At 32.4% G+C, this 16,595-nt stretch carries 16 protein-coding genes; 3 read left to right on the top strand and 13 right to left on the bottom strand.

Annotation, left to right across the window (positions count from 1 at the left end; genetic code table 11):
- The first annotated feature begins 62 nt into the window (after positions 1-62).
- Positions 63-944, top strand: coding sequence for an ACP S-malonyltransferase (gene fabD / locus Q0975_RS01205; RefSeq protein WP_299431903.1), 882 nt, complete (start codon positions 63-65; stop codon positions 942-944).
- An 84-nt stretch (positions 945-1,028) separates the two neighbouring features.
- Here fabD and Q0975_RS01200 read toward each other — a convergent pair whose 3' ends face one another.
- The 9 genes from Q0975_RS01200 to Q0975_RS01160 all read right to left on the bottom strand — a co-directional run bounded on the left by Q0975_RS01200 (position 1,029) and on the right by Q0975_RS01160 (position 11,609).
- Positions 1,029-1,916: a haloalkane dehalogenase gene (locus Q0975_RS01200; RefSeq protein WP_299431900.1), complete on the bottom strand. Its 888-nt coding sequence runs from the start codon at positions 1,914-1,916 to the stop codon at positions 1,029-1,031.
- Positions 1,917-2,063: 147 nt separating this feature from the next.
- Positions 2,064-2,579 (bottom strand): hypothetical protein, encoded by a 516-nt coding sequence (locus tag Q0975_RS01195; RefSeq protein ID WP_299431897.1) that lies wholly within the window; start codon positions 2,577-2,579, stop codon positions 2,064-2,066.
- Between the two features lie 19 nt (positions 2,580-2,598).
- Entirely contained in the window at positions 2,599-3,471 is an 873-nt protein-coding gene (locus Q0975_RS01190) for an alpha/beta hydrolase-fold protein (protein ID WP_299431894.1), read from the bottom strand.
- A 3-nt stretch (positions 3,472-3,474) separates the two neighbouring features.
- Entirely contained in the window at positions 3,475-3,984 is a 510-nt protein-coding gene (locus tag Q0975_RS01185; RefSeq protein ID WP_299431891.1) for a TlpA disulfide reductase family protein, read from the bottom strand.
- A 50-nt stretch (positions 3,985-4,034) separates the two neighbouring features.
- On the bottom strand, positions 4,035-5,309 hold the full coding sequence (locus tag Q0975_RS01180) for an amidohydrolase family protein (RefSeq protein ID WP_299431888.1): 1,275 nt from the start codon (positions 5,307-5,309) through the stop codon (positions 4,035-4,037).
- Between the two features lie 208 nt (positions 5,310-5,517).
- Complete coding sequence (locus tag Q0975_RS01175; RefSeq protein ID WP_299431883.1) at positions 5,518-7,122, bottom strand: DEAD/DEAH box helicase; 1,605 nt, start codon at positions 7,120-7,122, stop codon at positions 5,518-5,520.
- Between the two features lie 113 nt (positions 7,123-7,235).
- On the bottom strand, positions 7,236-8,420 hold the full coding sequence (locus Q0975_RS01170; protein ID WP_299431880.1) for an SNF2 helicase associated domain-containing protein: 1,185 nt from the start codon (positions 8,418-8,420) through the stop codon (positions 7,236-7,238).
- A gap of 66 nt (positions 8,421-8,486) precedes the next feature.
- Entirely contained in the window at positions 8,487-9,656 is a 1,170-nt protein-coding gene (locus Q0975_RS01165; RefSeq protein ID WP_299431877.1) for a DegT/DnrJ/EryC1/StrS family aminotransferase, read from the bottom strand.
- A gap of 144 nt (positions 9,657-9,800) precedes the next feature.
- On the bottom strand, positions 9,801-11,609 hold the full coding sequence (locus Q0975_RS01160) for an alpha/beta hydrolase (RefSeq protein WP_299431874.1): 1,809 nt from the start codon (positions 11,607-11,609) through the stop codon (positions 9,801-9,803).
- A 208-nt stretch (positions 11,610-11,817) separates the two neighbouring features.
- Here Q0975_RS01160 and Q0975_RS01155 point away from each other — a divergent pair, with 208 nt between their 5' ends.
- A complete protein-coding gene (locus Q0975_RS01155; protein WP_299431871.1) occupies positions 11,818-13,065 on the top strand; it encodes a glycosyltransferase N-terminal domain-containing protein in 1,248 nt (415 codons plus the stop codon).
- On the opposite strand, the gene Q0975_RS01150 is transcribed toward Q0975_RS01155, so the two are convergent.
- A complete protein-coding gene (locus Q0975_RS01150) occupies positions 13,062-13,718 on the bottom strand; it encodes a DUF2461 domain-containing protein (protein WP_299431868.1) in 657 nt (218 codons plus the stop codon). The genes Q0975_RS01155 and Q0975_RS01150 overlap by 4 nt on opposite strands.
- 107 nt (positions 13,719-13,825) lie before the next feature.
- On the opposite strand from Q0975_RS01150, the gene Q0975_RS01145 reads away from it, so the two are divergent.
- On the top strand, positions 13,826-14,110 hold the full coding sequence (locus tag Q0975_RS01145; RefSeq protein WP_299431865.1) for a hypothetical protein: 285 nt from the start codon (positions 13,826-13,828) through the stop codon (positions 14,108-14,110).
- Between the two features lie 79 nt (positions 14,111-14,189).
- On the opposite strand, the gene Q0975_RS01140 is transcribed toward Q0975_RS01145, so the two are convergent.
- From Q0975_RS01140 to Q0975_RS01130, 3 genes are read right to left on the bottom strand one after another with little or no spacing between them, the layout of a single operon-like run.
- Positions 14,190-14,804: a deoxynucleoside kinase gene (locus Q0975_RS01140; RefSeq protein ID WP_027393042.1), complete on the bottom strand. Its 615-nt coding sequence runs from the start codon at positions 14,802-14,804 to the stop codon at positions 14,190-14,192.
- A gap of 6 nt (positions 14,805-14,810) precedes the next feature.
- Complete coding sequence (locus Q0975_RS01135; protein ID WP_299431862.1) at positions 14,811-15,596, bottom strand: hypothetical protein; 786 nt, start codon at positions 15,594-15,596, stop codon at positions 14,811-14,813.
- A 43-nt stretch (positions 15,597-15,639) separates the two neighbouring features.
- On the bottom strand, positions 15,640-16,563 hold the full coding sequence (locus Q0975_RS01130; RefSeq protein WP_299431859.1) for a CPBP family intramembrane glutamic endopeptidase: 924 nt from the start codon (positions 16,561-16,563) through the stop codon (positions 15,640-15,642).
- Between the last annotated feature and the right edge of the window lie 32 nt (positions 16,564-16,595).

The following is a 16,595-nucleotide window of genomic DNA, read 5'->3' as shown; positions in this document are numbered from 1 at the left end:
ACCTCTAATTAATGAATCACTTTTAATTATTACTTTTGCTAAAAATTTTAAACACACAGTACATGAACGCATATGTTTTTCCAGGTCAAGGGGCTCAATTTTCAGGAATGGGGTTAGATTTATATGAAAATTCAGAAATTGCAAAAGAACTTTTTCATAAGGCTAATGATATTCTAGGTTTTGAAATCACTAAAATCATGTTTGAAGGTACAGCTGATGAGTTAAAAGAAACTAAAGTAACGCAACCGGCGATATTTTTACATTCTGTAATTCTTAGTAAAGTATTGGGAGATAGTTTTAAACCAGATATGGTAGCGGGGCATTCATTAGGTGAATTTTCGGCTTTGGTGGCTAATGGTACATTGAATTTTGAAGATGCACTTCGGTTAGTTTCTAAAAGGGCATTAGCGATGCAACAGGCTTGTGAAATAAAACCTTCTACAATGGCTGCTGTATTGGGGTTAGAAGATGAAGTAGTAGAAAAAGGATGCGAAGAAATTGATGGAGTAGTGGTGGCAGCAAATTATAACTGCCCTGGTCAATTAGTAATCTCAGGCGAAGTAGAAGCAATTGAGAAAGCTTGTGAACTTATGAAAGAAAAAGGTGCTCGAAGAGCATTGGTACTACCGGTTGGTGGTGCTTTTCATTCACCATTAATGGAACCAGCAAGAGAAGAGTTGGCAGCAGCAATAGAAGCAACAACTTTTAATACACCTAATTGTCCAATATATCAGAATGTAACAACAACTGCAGTTACAGATCCTGAAGAGATCAAAAAAAATCTGATTGCGCAATTAACGGCTCCTGTAAAATGGACACAGAGTATGCAAAATATGATGAAAGATGGAGCTACATCTTTTACTGAAGTTGGTCCTGGAAAAGTATTATCGGGATTAGTGAAAAAAGTGGATAGGTCAATGGAAACTATTTCTGCTTCGATTTAGATAGAAGAAATTATTTAATGGTAATAGTGAAGCCTCTAAGTTTAATAAACTTAGAGGCTTTTTTTGATTAGTATAAAACTTATTTTATTGAACTTTCAATTCATCTTTCATGAATTTATGAATGTATTGTGCTATTTCTTCGCCTTTTTCTTCTTGTAAAAAGTGTCCAGCATCTTTAATCTTAATTTTTTGCTGCTCTTTTGCGGTAGGAATTAGTCGATAAAAGAATTTATCCAATCCGCCAAGAATCTTGTCCTTATCAGAAAATAATACTAATGCAGGTTTGTTCCATTTAGATAGAACATCTCTGGCTTTTTGAATTGGTTGCACAGCAGGATCATTTCTATTAGCAGGAACCAATAAAGGAAAAGCAACAGCGCCACCTTTATGTTTTCTATTTGGGAAAGGTGCGTTATAAGCATCTAGAACTTCCTGAGATAATTTCTGATAAGAACCTTGTTTCAGAATAGTACTAATCGACAATGAAGGATGATATTTAGCATACATTCTCCATATTTTGAAAAAAAGCGACATCTTTTTACCTACAGGTAAAAAAGTATTTAGTACAACCACTCTTTTAAATTTTTCAGGATATTTCGCCAATAAACTTAATCCTAACATGCCACCCCAATCCTGAACAATCAGCGTAATATCGTTCAAATCTAGTTTTTGAATAAAATGTTCCAAAGATCTAAAATGAAGATCAAAGGAATAATTCTTCCATCCTACGATTTTATCTGATTTACCGAATCCAATAAGATCTGGAGCAACGAATCGATAATCTTTTAGTGTTGGGATAAATTTTCTATAAAGATATGACCAGGTTGGTTCTCCATGAAGTGCTAAGATGGTTTCGCCTTTTCCTTCGTCGATATAATGCATTTTAAGGTTTTCAAAATCAATAAAATTTTCCTTATAAGGAAAATCTTTAATAGTTTCGAATCGACTAAGGTCTGGTTTTAGAATTTGCATATTGTTTGTGCTGTTAGTTGTTAACTTTAAAATAATATCACAATTTCTATTTTAGTCGTGTCAAATCTGGTTTCCTAAATGCTAATGTTAAATTAAGGGGGTTTTTTGTTATTATGTGTGTGGACGATTCTATGAATTATTTAACATTTAGCGACCGCTACTCTCTGATTTTTCAGCTTTAAACTGAGTCTCTAGATATATTTGTTTCCAAGTTCCATCCGCGTAATCCCCAATTTTAAGATTGTAGGTGTGGTCATCCACATATTCCCACATATCCGTTACCAGTGATTCTCCATATTGATATTGATACATAATATTTTTGCCATCCACTTTTACCGTTCCTTCTGTAACTCCACCAAAAATATCGAATTCCCAGAATTTAATGGTTTTGGTTTCAGCGTCAAATTTTCTTATACCATGATTACGCCAACCATATTGTGTTTGCTTTTTATTGGTAAAACCCTTGGATTTTACAATCACTAAGCTGTTATTTAAATCATACATGAAGATAGTTTCTTGTTTAAAGATAGTGCCATCTCCCCAAGTCCCTTCTGCTTTCCATTCTTTACCTATAAGGTTTTTGAATATAGTGAGGTCAGTTTTTTGGCTATAGGAAGATATTGATACTATAGAAAGTATAAGAAGAAGCTTGATGGTTTTCATAATCTTTTAATTTGTGTAATTAATAAACAAATAGCCACTCAATTGCTGAAGCAAAATGCTTTTTCCAAAATGCTTCATTATGTTCACCTTCGGGATCTATAATAAGATGGATGTTTTTTTTCGGATGGTTTGAAGAAAGAATCTGAGTATACATTTTTTCGGCATTGTCCGTCATCCCTTGTCCTTCTTTTTTACCAACTAATAGAAACAATCGAGTTTGTTCTGGAACAGAATTTTTTTCCGTAAATGTGAAAACATCTTCAGAATACCAATATGATGGAGAGAAAATTCCTGCTTTACTAAAGACTTCTGGATATTGATGGATAGCATAGTGCGAGATCAATCCACCCATAGAACTTCCAATAATCACAGTGTTATTTTTATCACTTAACGTTCTGTAAGAATTGTCTACATAAGGTTTAATTTGATCCACAATGAATTTCATATATTCTTTTCCTTCAGCTATACCGAATTCTGAGTTTTCCCAAGGACTAAGCTCGTTCATCCGTTTTTCAGCACCGTTATCAATTCCTATAACGATAAATTCTAGTTTTGATGTTTCAGCTAGTTTGTTAAGACTTTCATCTACTTCCCATTCACCAGAATACGATGTGAACTTGTCGAATAAATTTTGTGCATCGTGCATGTATAGTACAGGATATTTTTTATTCGATTTATTGTAATTGGGTGGCAAGTAAATTCTGATCTGACGATTACGATTTAAACCAGCCATCGTAAATTGCTTTTCTAACACCTTTACATTAGGCAGCGCAGTGGTTTCTTTTACTACTTCAGTTTCTCTTACTTCTGTCGTTTCAGATTTTTTAGACTTCTCTTTACATCCGAAAACAATTGTAATAATAACTATTAGATATAGGTGTTTGAAATTCATGTTTTATCTATTTGTTCTGGATTTGGATAGTAGACTGTCAATTTCCTTAAAAGAATAATTTTCCATCAATTTTCCATCAGGAGCAATTAGAAATTTGGCAGGAATTTCCGAAACACCATATTTTCTAGCAATATCTGAAAGCATCACAAATCGATTCTGATTGACAATTTGATTTTTCCAGGTGTATCCAAACTTAGAAACCACTTTTTTCCAGGAGTCTTTGTTTTTTTCCAGTGCAACACTTACAATGGTTAATTCATTACCATGTTTTTGATGCAATGCTACTAATTGCGGGCTTTCTTTAATACAAGGAGGGCACCATGAACCCCAGAAATCCAATAATACATATCCACCTCGAAGTTCTGATAATTTAAAGGAAGTTCCATCTACTAATGTAGCCTCAAAATCAGGAGCTAAATCTCCTTCATCTGCAGCAGAAATTTTTGTATACAAGTAGAATAATCCAAATGATAAAACAATGCCTAGAACGATATATTGCGATATTTTTTTCACTTTATATAAGATAGTATCTTACTATGATGTTGATTTATTAGTATAAAAATTTATTGTTTATATATTTTTCCGTTTTTCATTACAAATACTACATTTTCCATAGTTTTTATTTCTTCAGTAGGATCATCATTTACTGCTACTATATCAGCAAAGAAATCGGGTGCAATTTGCCCTAATTCTTTAGTCATATTCAATACTTTAGCATTGACTATAGTAGCACATTGTATGGCTGTTATTGGGCGCATACCAGCTTCTACCATATATCCAAATTCTTTGGCATTCTGTCCGTGCTTAAAAACTCCTGCATCTGTACCAAATGCAATGCGGACACCACGTTTATATGCTTTCTTAAAAGTATCTTGAATCTGAGGTCCGATTTCTAGAGCTTTTGGAACAATGATCGCAGGATAGTACCCATCTATTTTAGCTTTTTCAGTAACTTCTTTTCCAGCGGTAATAGTAGGTACTAAATAAGCTCTATTTTTTTTCATTAGATCCATAGTTTTAGTACTCATTAACGTACCGTGCTCGATTGTTTTTACGCCTCCGATTATTGCACGTTGCATTCCTTCATCTCCGTGTGCATGGGCAGCTACATGAAATCCATAATCCTTTGCGGTTTTACAGATAGCTTTTATTTCTTCTATCGTAAATTGAGGATTAGAACTACTTTTGGCTACACTTAACACTCCTCCAGTGGCCGTAATTTTAATTAGATCAGCACCGTTTTTATAACGTTGTCTAACAGCTTTTTTAGCATCTTCTACACTGTTTACTACACCATCTTTTGGACCTGGATCCCCTATTAAAGATTTATTACTTCCATTGGTTGGATCTGCATGACCGCCAGTTGTTGCTAGTGATTTACCTGCTGTGAATATTCTTGGACCATCGATTTTTCCTTGGGCAATTGCTTTCTTCAAAGCAATGTTTACGCCACTTCCTCCAAGATCTCGTATCGTAGTAAACCCGGCCATTAATGTAGTCTTAGCAAATCCAACTGAATTATAAGCTACATCTGCCTCGTTGCTCGTATAACGTTCTAGATATGCCTTTGGATTAGATTCACTTTCGATATGAACGTGCATATCAATGAGTCCTGGCATTACGGTTTTGTCTTTCAGGTCAATAATATTATCATCACTTTCTCCAGTAGTATACCCTATTTCTACTTTACTGATTTTCTTGCCGGATACCACGATTGTTCTTTCCGTAAGAATTTTACCTGATTTGGTGTCAATTAATTTTCCGCAATGAATGTATGTGTCTTGAGCAACAAGAGTAGTACTTATTAAGACAAAGAGTAATGTGTAAAAGAATTTCATAAGCTTATAAATTGTGTGAAGTTGTCTATGAATGAATTTGTGCTAAATTATAAGATCAACAATTTAAAATAAAATACTGTAATTGATAAGTAGATTATGATTTCTTTTAGAAATACAGGGAGTAGTATTGCTTTATCTTCAGTGAAATTCCATATTAGGTAATGTATTAGTTTCTTTTAAGTATTTGTTGAATCAATCCAATACATCTTTATTTTAATAATTCAGCTAAGTCATTTTCTATGTAGTCAGGTATTGTGTCAATAGAGATGATTTCATCAGAAAGATTCTTTTTACGTTCTTGTAATTGAAGGATTTTTTCTTCGATCGTATTTTTAGTGATAAAACGACTGACCATAACATTGTTTTTCTGTCCAATACGATGTGAACGGGCAATGGCTTGTTTCTCAATAAAAGGATTCCACCAGGGATCCAATAAAACAACATAGGAAGCTTTCGTAAGATTAAGACCTACTCCTCCTGCTTTTAATGAAATGAAGAATAGGGGAATTGTATCATTTTCCTGAAATTCATTGACAACCTTTTCTCTATCCGAACTTTTTGTCTGACCTGTAAGACTTACGAAAGAGATGTTCTGCGATGCACACCACTCCTGGTACAGATTAAGATGAGATACAAAAGAACTAAATATTAATACCTTTTTGTTGGATCTAACCAATGTTTCTAAATGTGAGGTAACATCTTTAAATTTACCAGAAGTATCCTTTGTAGATGGGTTAAAAAGTTTAGGGTGATTCGCTAATTGACGTAGTTTGGTTAAGGTGTTAATAATGTGAATTTTATTAGCAGATATTGGATCAATACCTAATAATAAATTTCTTGCTGCAGATTTCTGAGATTCATATTCTTTTTCCTGTTCTGTTAGCATCTCTGTGTAGATGATCTGTTCAGACAACTCTGGTAGATCCTTAGCAACTTGTTCTTTGGTTCTTCTTAGTATAAAAGGTTCAATAAGTGTTTTTAGTTCTTTAATGCGCTCTTCGTTCTGATGCTTTTCTATTGGAATTTTAAAATGATCTTTAAAAAACGGATAACTCCCTAGCATTCCTGGGTTGATAAACTCCATTTGTGACCAAAGATCTGATAATGAATTTTCAATGGGAGTACCACTTAATGAAATTTTATGGGTTGCATTGATATTATTAACAGCTTTGAATATTTTAGATTCTTTATTTTTAATTTGCTGACTTTCGTCAGTTACTAAATATGTGAATTTCGTTTTTTTTAATTGGGAAATGTCTTTAGATAATGTGGTATAGGTTGTAAGTATGATGTCATATGTTTCTATATAGGGTATTATTTTTTTGCGATCAGATCCTATGTATTTTGTAATTGTGAGTTGTGGAGCAAATTTTAATATTTCTTGTGCCCAGTTAAATATTAAAGAAGATGGTAGTACAATTAATGCTTTGAGATAGGTTTTGATTTCTAAAGGATCACTAAACAGGTCTAACCGAATCGTTTTTGTTTCCTGAGGTTCTGGAGTAAGTTGTTCTTTAGTGTACAGCAAGGCTGCAATGGTTTGTAATGTTTTTCCAAGTCCCATATCATCTGCAAGACAGGCACCCAGTTGATTCTGTTGGTGTTTTATCAACCACTTTAGACCTTCTTCTTGATATGGCCTTAATGTAGCTTTTAATGCGGATGAAGGTTGATAGTCGAAATCAATATGTTCCGTAATTTCTAATTCTTCTGGAGCAATGATATCCTCTAGTAAGGTGTAATTACCTTTGTTTACTTGAATACTATCATCCTGTACTTTTCCGAAATTTGCTAATTTCTTAAAGCGTGTCATCCATTCTAGAGGAATAATAAATACGGAATGATCATCAATTGGGAAAAGACGATTATTTTCTTTTATGTACTTAATAAATTTAGAAAACGGAATTTCCTGAGTTCCAATAAGGACTATTCCTTTGACATCGAACCAGTCATTTTTTTTTTGTTCTTAATTTCGATCTGATGTGAGTCAAGATTTACAGATCTATCTTCAAGGTTAGGCATAATAATCTCAAAGCCTTCTTTTTCTAGTTCCTTATGATTCGTTTGTACCCAATTAAAAATGGCTAATGGATCATCAGAAACTTCGATCTCAAGTAAAAGATTCGCATTTATTGTTAATCCTTTTGATGTCAGCAATGCTATAATTTCTTTTTCAGCATTAGGATCTCTCTTGATTTGAGTGATTTGAATTTCTTCATTTTCTCCAAAATGTACATCAGAAGAAGTTTTTTTGGCACTGTTATAATCAAAAGTAGCTTCACCGTAGTTAAAAACTACTTTGGCGACATAATTTTCTTTTATAAAATCCTGAATAATCTCTATCCTGTAAGATGTTATTTCCTTGTGAATTATAATTTCGAAACCATTAGCTATTACATCCACATTTTTGATAACAGGGATGATTACCTTATCTAGATAGGTTTTAATATGTTTTTTAGCTATAGTGATTTTTTCTTTACTAAAAAACGGTTTTAATTTATTGGCATTTAGGTTATTAATGTGGTGAATAGACTTGTCTAATACAATCCAAGAGGGTTCATTTAGTAATATCTGAATGTTATGGTTTTGAGGAATTATAGATTTCTCTCCATCCTTCAAAGAAAAAGCATAATCGATACCTTCGTCTGTTTTTGTAAATTCTAGGATTGGATTAAGTATGCTATCACCAATCGATAACCTATGTACTTCAAAAGGATCTTTTCTTTGTGCGTTATGTATAACAGAATATTGATTCTCAATTACAAGAGCAAAAAAAGTAGAGAGTTTATTATTAATATAGCTGATAACTACATCTTTAATTTTAGGTTCTTTCAAAATATCTGCAAGACCAAAGTTTTTTCTCTTTTTAGCTGGTCTGAATTGCTGTTCTAACACCGCAATTTTTAGACTAGAACATATTTCTAACAACTGTTCGTGAGCAGTTTCTAGATATGGTATCCCAAAACTTTCAAGGGTTGCAGGAGTTGCTTGCTTCTCAACATAACCAAGACGACCATTACTTACGGGTACGATATAGGCTTCTGGTAAAGGAGGAATTCCAGGGAGATTTTTCTGATCTACTAGATTATAACAAAGACAAAGTGAATCCATTATAGGTATTTATGGGTTATATAAAATTAATTATAAGGGGTAATTGGTTTTTCTAATTTTTGAAATTTATTTAGTAACAAAATCAATAATAGTTTTTGTTATAAAATTGATTTGTTCATTATCTAATTCGGTATGCATAGGTAATGAAATTACTTCTTTCACAAGTTGATTGGTAACCGGGAAATCAGCTTCATTATAGCGCTCATCTTGATATGCTTTTTGGTTATGCAATGGAATAGGATAATATACACCACAAGGGATTCCTGCATCATTAAGATGTTTTGCTAGGGCATCACGATCTATATTGACAACACGAAGCGTGTATTGATGAAATACATGACAGTTACAAGTGTCACAAATTGTATCTTCATGAGTGTCACAGCTATTTCCTTTTACTTTTGGGGTGATTATATTTTCTATGTTTTCAAAAGCCTTAGTATATTTTCTTGCAGCTGCTCTTCTGGCATTATTATATGTGTCCAGATTAGGGAGCTTAGCTCTAAGTACTGTAGCTTGGATAGAATCTAATCGAGAGTTTACACCGACTACATCATGATGGTATCTTTTATACATTCCGTGATTTACAACTCCACGAATAGTATGTGCCAGATCATCATCATTGGTAAAAATAGCTCCACCATCACCGTAACATCCTAAATTTTTAGATGGAAAAAACGAAGTAGAAGATACGTGACCAATAGTTCCGGTTTTTACAACTTTTCCATCTGCAAATTTGTAACTAGAACCAATACCTTGCGCATTATCTTCTATTACATATAGATTATGTTCCTTAGCAATTGCCATAATTTCATCCATATTAGCAGCTTGACCAAATAAATGAACAGGTACAATTGCCTTTGTATTTGGTGTGATAGCTTTACGAATGGCATCTGGATCAATATTAAAAGAATCCGGTTCTACATCTACTAAAACAGGTGTAAGTTGTAATAGCGCAATCACTTCTACGGTAGCTGCAAAAGTAAAATCTGCAGTGATAACTTCATCTCCTGGTTTTAAGCCCAATCCCATCATCGCTATTTGCAAAGCATCCGTTCCATTAGCACAAGGAATTACATGTTTCACATCTAAATATTCTTCCAATTCTTTTTGGAAACTATGTACTTCCGGACCGTTTATAAATGCGGCATTGGAGATAACATCTAGAATAGACGAATCCACACGTTCTTTAATTTGTTCATATTGACCCTTTAAGTCAACCATTTGAATCTTCTTCATAGGATGTGTTTTGTAACTTGACGAAAGTACAAAATAATGATACGATTGCCAATGTGATCGCTAGTTTTGATGCGTTTTTTATTAACGAATCACCTCAGAATGGTCTCGTATTGGCAAAAGCTTTTCTTTCAGATATTTATAACATTATTCTTTTACGAATTTTACCGTTTTCATATTATTAACTTGTAAAAGATATATACCACCAGATAATGGTCGCAGTTTTTCAGAGATATCATATTGCGAATTTTGATTTACAGGAACCACAAAGTTGATAATCTTTTTACCTGTAATGTCATAAACAATTAGTGATAACTTTTCAGAAATATCATATCCTTGAAGAGATAATTGAGCTTGATCTTTAACTGAATTAGGAGTAATCTGCATAGACCTATTCGTTTCATTGATAATATCTACGTTTTCATTAGTACTTAATGCTTTACTAATGTCTCCAACTACAAACCCTGAAATAATACTTCTTTTAAAATTACCTTTACTTTCTGAGTTGAGAAATAAACTGTAAACACCTTCTTCGAGATCTTTGGTGTCAAAGTAAAAACTACCATTCTTTTCGTCAAAAGAGATTATTTCGGGATCATTTTGTAAATGAGTACCATCTATTTCAGAAGTCTTGATGATTACACCACGTACTTCTGTATTTACAAGTAACTCATAATCTTTTTGAGTTGAAGAAAGATCAACTTTTAGTGTAGGGTGTGTATTTTTTATTAAATGTTTTAAAGACATTGTGATTCCATTGTTTTGTTTGATAAAAGCAGCAAAACGAGAATCACTTTTTAATTGAATATTACTCTCAGAAAAAGGAATCACGGTTTTATGACCCTTTTCACTATGGTTTTTTAGTATTTTTATTTGTGTTTGATCTTTGTTAAAACCCTTAAAATCGGCTGTTGGACTTTCATGAAGGATTTCTGCAACTGCAAATGTTGAATTTTTATCTAATATTATTTGGTCATACTCATTCTCTGAGTGTATGATATAATAGTTACTTTCTGTGCTAAAGTTATCATGAGTTTCAGTTTCAAAAGGTTGATTGTTTTTCTGTGATCGATTCTGAATATAGGATTTAACATAGGGCCAACTAAACTGCCCAAAACTGACATCTATATGATCAAAAAAGGCACGATAATCATTTTTTCTGAATACATATTCTGCGCCAGGCCTTAGTGTACTTCTATAAGGAGCGACGCCATCATTAGCTCCTTGAATAGGAAGTAAAATTCCGCCAGTTACTGTAAAAGCTGCTCTGGCAAGGAGGTTGGATCCATTAAAATATCCGGAAGCTCCTAGTACTATAAATTTATCTGGTTCATTATTAGGGTTATTATCCAGATATGGACGTACTACATCTCTGCAGTAATACGTAGTTGAGGTTACCGCACCCTCGTTTAATCCTGTTAAACGCCAAGCCCAGTTTAGCCAAGGCATTTGAGAAATGTCAGCTAAATAAGTTCCCCAATAAGGAGTTCCTAGTGCAAAAACCTGCTCTACTTTATCCTTTTTGCCATATTCGATCATGGCGGCTTCCGCAGCTTTCCCACCATTACTATGCGCTACAACATATACATTTGGTACATTATATCGTTCAGTAATAATATCAATGGATTCGGCAAGTAACTCTCCGTTTACCCATATTCCGCCTCCTCTTGTGGTAGCTACAAAAACTGCTTGATATCCTTCATTATAGGTTTTTTTATAAAAAGAATTATCAAACAAAAATTGAGTCTGATTAAGGTCTATATATCCGTGGTTAAATAGAATTACTTTTCCGTTATAATTTGGTGGAGTTACACCGTAGTGAATGGTGGATTTAAAAAGAGGTCCAATGAAAAAAGGGTTGAGCTTATCGGGTGTAGGTAGTTGGACTTCTGAAAAATTTTGAGAAAATAATATTACACAAGAAAATAATGCAATTAGAGTAATTTTTAATTTCATAATGTTTGAGTTTGTGTGTTAGTTGATGTCAATTTAGTAATTTTATTGAATATTTTTTGTTAAAATTGAAAAAAAGCATGTATTTTTTTGTTAAAATGCTAATTTCTTTGAATTTTAATCAATTTAAGTTATCAGCTTTTTTGAATCAAATGTTTGTTTATTTTTATAAGAAAGAGCCGTATTTTAGCGAGACATAAAATCAGAACACTTGAATTTTTTTTATAATCTTCTTATCTCAGTATTCAATGCATTACTTCCGGTTATTGGGGTAATTAGCCCAAAACTTACTTTGTTTGTTAAAGGAAGGAGAACTGTTTTTGAAGTATTGGAAAAGAGTTTAAAAATAGAAGATCGAGTTATCTGGTTTCATTGTGCTTCTTTGGGAGAATATGAGCAAGGAGTTCCCGTGATGGAAATGATGAAGAGCACGTATCCGGATCATAAGATATTAGTTACTTTTTTCTCTCCATCGGGATATGAAGTGAAAAAAAATAGCACACTTGCTGATGTAATCGTATATCTGCCAATAGATACTATGACAAATGCCAGAAAATTTATAAAATTAGTACAACCAGAACTTGCGGTTTTTGTGAAATATGAGTTTTGGCCTAATTATTTAATGGAATTAAAAAAGAATGTCATTCCTATTACTATAATATCCGCAGCATTTAGAGAAGACCAAGCATTTTTTAGATGGTATGGTGGTTTTATGAGAAATGCTTTAAAAACGGTAGATCATTTTTTTGTTCAGGATGCTACTTCAAAAGGTTTATTGAATCAAGTAGGTTTTAGTAATGTTACTGTTAGTGGTGACACGCGTTTTGATAGAGTGTCTCATCAGATCGAAATGAATAATCAAGTAGATTTTATTTCAGAATTTATAGGCGATAGACTTTGTATTGTAATTGGTAGTTCGTGGACGGAGGACGAAGAAGTGTTTTTGGATTTTGTAAATCAAGTAGCTAATGATTTGTGTTTTATTATTGCGCCACACGAGATAAAAGATAATGGTGTACAGTCGTTAAAACAGAAGTTGACTAAAAAAACGGTTCTTTTTTCTGAGAAAGAAGGAAAGAACTTGAACGATTATCAAGTATTTGTTATGAATACGATTGGTTATTTATCACGTGTTTACAGTTACGCTGATATAGCTTATGTTGGAGGAGCAATGGGAACATCAGGATTACATAATATTCTAGAACCTGCCACCTTTGGAATCCCAATTATTATAGGTCAGCATTTTGAAAAATTCGGAGAGGCAAAACAACTTCAGAAATTAGCAGGATTATTTTCGATATCTAACGCATCCGAATTCTCTAATATTATGAATAAGTTAATAGAGAATAAAAAATATAGACAGCAAACAGGTATGATTGCTGGTCATTTTATCAATAGTAACACCGGTGCAACTGATATAATTGTTAAGTATTTGGCCGATAACTTGGATACAACTTAAACCGTAACTGCTTCATTCAGATATCTTCTAAAAGGAAGCATTTCTTTATATACTTCGATTACTCTTTCATTAAAATCATCTTGTAGAATTTCCTCTTTAGTTAAAGGGTGAATAACAGCAATAGTTTTGAGACGTAATAAATCTATATGTTTGTGATCTATTGTATATCCTTTGGGAGCTTTTTTAAGCATATCTCTGTCTTGTAACAATCCTCCAAAAGTCTTTTGGAAACTTCTTTTTTTTATGATTTTAACTAGTTCTTCGCCATTATAATCAATTGCTTCTCGTATACTATTTAGAATTTTATTGTCTGGTTTCCAATATCCACCAGCAAGTTCACAATCATTTACACCAATCTGGATATAAAAATCCCCTTGCTTGGATCGTTGATCTAATCCAGCTGCAAAATGATCTTTGTAAACTGGTTTATTAGGATGGAAAAGGAGATTATTATTGATTCTGTTAATTCCTTTTTTCCCAGAAGTTGAGTAATACCCAGAATCAATTTTGGCAAATTCCGTATCCATATGATCTAGCCATTGTATAAAAGAATTACGGACATGTTGATACCATTTACGATTGATATCCATCCATTCTTTGTTATTGTTTTGTTGTAATTCTGAAAGAAATTGAAATAAATCACTGAAATTCATTCTGTTAAAAAAATTAAGATTTTTTGTGAAAACATTACCAAGTTAATAGAAATAGTGAGATTAGAAAGCCGTTATAGCGATATAATAACAACTAAAAATTTCATATTATGAAAAAAGTAATTTTAGCATTAGTGTTTTTATTTACTTTAAATGTAGTGTTCGTTTCTTGTAGAGAAACAAATAAGGAAACGGAAAATGCTACAGAAGAAACCAGCGAAGTACAAAAAGAAGTTGAAAATACTGCTGAAGAAGCTGTAAAGGAAGCTGCCGAAGTTGAAAAAGAAGCAGAAAAGGCTGTGAATGAAGCTGGAGAAGAACTTGATAATTCTTCTGATAAAGCACTAAAAGAAGACAATAAGGAGACTGAAACTGAAGGTGAGCAACAATCTTAAGTAGTTAAAGTAGAAAGAAACTTGCGTATAGTAAGTTCAAAAAAGAAGGCCTTTCTTAATAGAGAGGCCTTTATTATTTTTAGAATAACCCGTTTAATTCTGCATCAATACGGTTTATAATACTACCAAGATCTTCGGGATTATCGACAAAGTTAAGGTGATCTACATCTACAATAAGAAGATTCCCTTTATCATATCCATGAGCCCAAGCTTCATATCTTTCGTTCAATCGACTTAGATAATCTATACTAATAGTGTTTTCATATTCACGTCCACGTTTGTGAATCTGTGCTACAAGATTAGGGATACTGCTACGCAGATAAATAAGTAAATCAGGACCTTCAACCACACTTTCCATTAAATCAAATAGAGATTTATAGTTTTCGAAATCACGATTAGTCATTAATCCCATCGCATGAAGGTTAGGAGCAAAGATATATGCATCTTCATAAATCGTTCTGTCCTGAATGATATCTTTTCCACTTTCGCGTATTTCCAGAATCTGTCTAAATCGACTATTGAGGAAATAAATTTGTAAATTAAAAGACCAACGTTCCATTTTATTATAAAAATCCTCTAGATAAGGATTTTCCAATACATCTTCGAATTGAGGTTCCCATCGATAATGTTTGGCTAATAATTTGGTTAATGTTGTTTTTCCGGCACCAATATTTCCTGCAATGGCTACATGCATAGTTGATTATTTTTTTTGGGGTGTTAGGTCAAAACTGTAAATCTTACTTTGGTGGTAAATATAAAGGATTTCATTAGTAACAGAAAACTGTTTTATAGGAATTTCAGGAAGATTTATCTTTTCTATTTCTTCTGTATCCATAGATAGATAGTACAAGCTATCTTCTTTTAAGATAATCAGATCATCATTGATAATTTTCATATCAGTAAATCCCTCATTTTTAATCCTTCCTAATAGACTTCCATAAATATTAAATTGAGATAGTGTTCCAGAAGTAAGTACCCAGCAGTAATTAAAATTACTATTTAGTGATATAGGCAGTTCATTAATAGGTTGTGTAGTAACTAATGTTTTGTTAGAATTCGTATTAAATACTTCTAATTGTTGTGTGTTAGCATCAAAAAGCCAGATGCTATTATCATTTGCAGGAGAAACCTTAGAAACGCTCTTAAATTCTGTAATGGTATTAAAATTAACGCGATCAATTTCCGATAAATACTTGTCAACTAAGACCATAGTATTCGAGGATTCATAGAACAATACAATTTTTAGAGGATTGAGAATGGATACTTGTGTTAGTTGCCCTAAGATAAAATCACCAAACTGCCATTCACGATCGTTCCATTTTTTATAAAAAATGTTTCCTTTAGTATAATAAACAGCACCAAAAGAGTCTACACCTAAGAACGTATCAGCTTCTAATGAGATAGAGTCCTGTGCTATTGCATTTCTCTGAGCTGAAGTTGTATAGATATATCCGAATAGGGTTAAAAGGAATATGATCTTTTTCATAAATCAGCAAAGTACAAAAATATGGCCATTATATAATAGTAATCTATTGCACAAATTTTTTGTCTATAGAGAAGTGTTTTTGGAGTTCTTTAATGATCACTTTTTTATGGATCTTAGAAGTGTCTTTTTCCAAAAGAATGTTTAGTCTAGTATTTAGATTTTTATAATTTCGAGTATCCTCTTTTAGTTGATAGAGAACGTTTCTAAGAGAATTATTTCTTATGTCAAAATAATATATGCTATCATTTTTTTCTTTTGAACTAGAATATGTTTCCTTATCTAAACCATAGGTTAATTGCTCGATTTTTAATTTGTATGAATCGCTGGTGTAATCTGTTATGATACTTTTATTAAAAAATAATATCATCCCCAGTGTTAATATGCCATTATATAATGAATGTAACAATATAGCCCATATAAAGCCCGATTTCATTCGAATAAAGCTTAAAATGACTCCAATTATTAGTTGCGGGAGTATAATGAAAGGAGCAAATATTAAAAACCAATAAGAATTTATATGATAATTTGTTAAATGGATTAAACCAAAGGCTATGATAGATGTATAATAAAATAAACGATAATTTTTAGTCCAAAAAAAACTCACCTTTTTTGTTTTAAAAATGAAATCAACTCCTCTGAAAATATAATTATGCTTATACCGCAGCGCTAATCTAAAAATGATTTCTTCGACAACTGGTGCTATTATACTTACTAAAAAAAGTATACTTGTTAAGGATATATTTGCAAATACTTCGTCAAATTTTCCTTGTGATAAAAAATCAAATAAATAGGTGTTTATAACTAAAAATAAAATTGTAGCGAAAAACACTAAAACAAAACTAATAATTAGTAGGAGTATAAGTGTCTTAAAGTTTTGAGCAAAAGAGTTATTAGACTTAGGTTCATCTACCGGTTTTTTGGTAAAAACGAATAGTTCTTTTGAAATTTTAAGAAATGAATGTACCACGTATGTTTTATCTCCAAATATAGTAACATCGG

The sequence above is a fragment of the uncultured Aquimarina sp. genome, assembly GCF_947500065.1.
In the GTDB taxonomy this organism is placed as follows: Bacteria; Bacteroidota; Bacteroidia; order Flavobacteriales; family Flavobacteriaceae; genus Aquimarina.
Note: the sequence above shows the minus strand (reverse complement) of the source record. Positions and strands in the feature narration are given on the sequence as shown.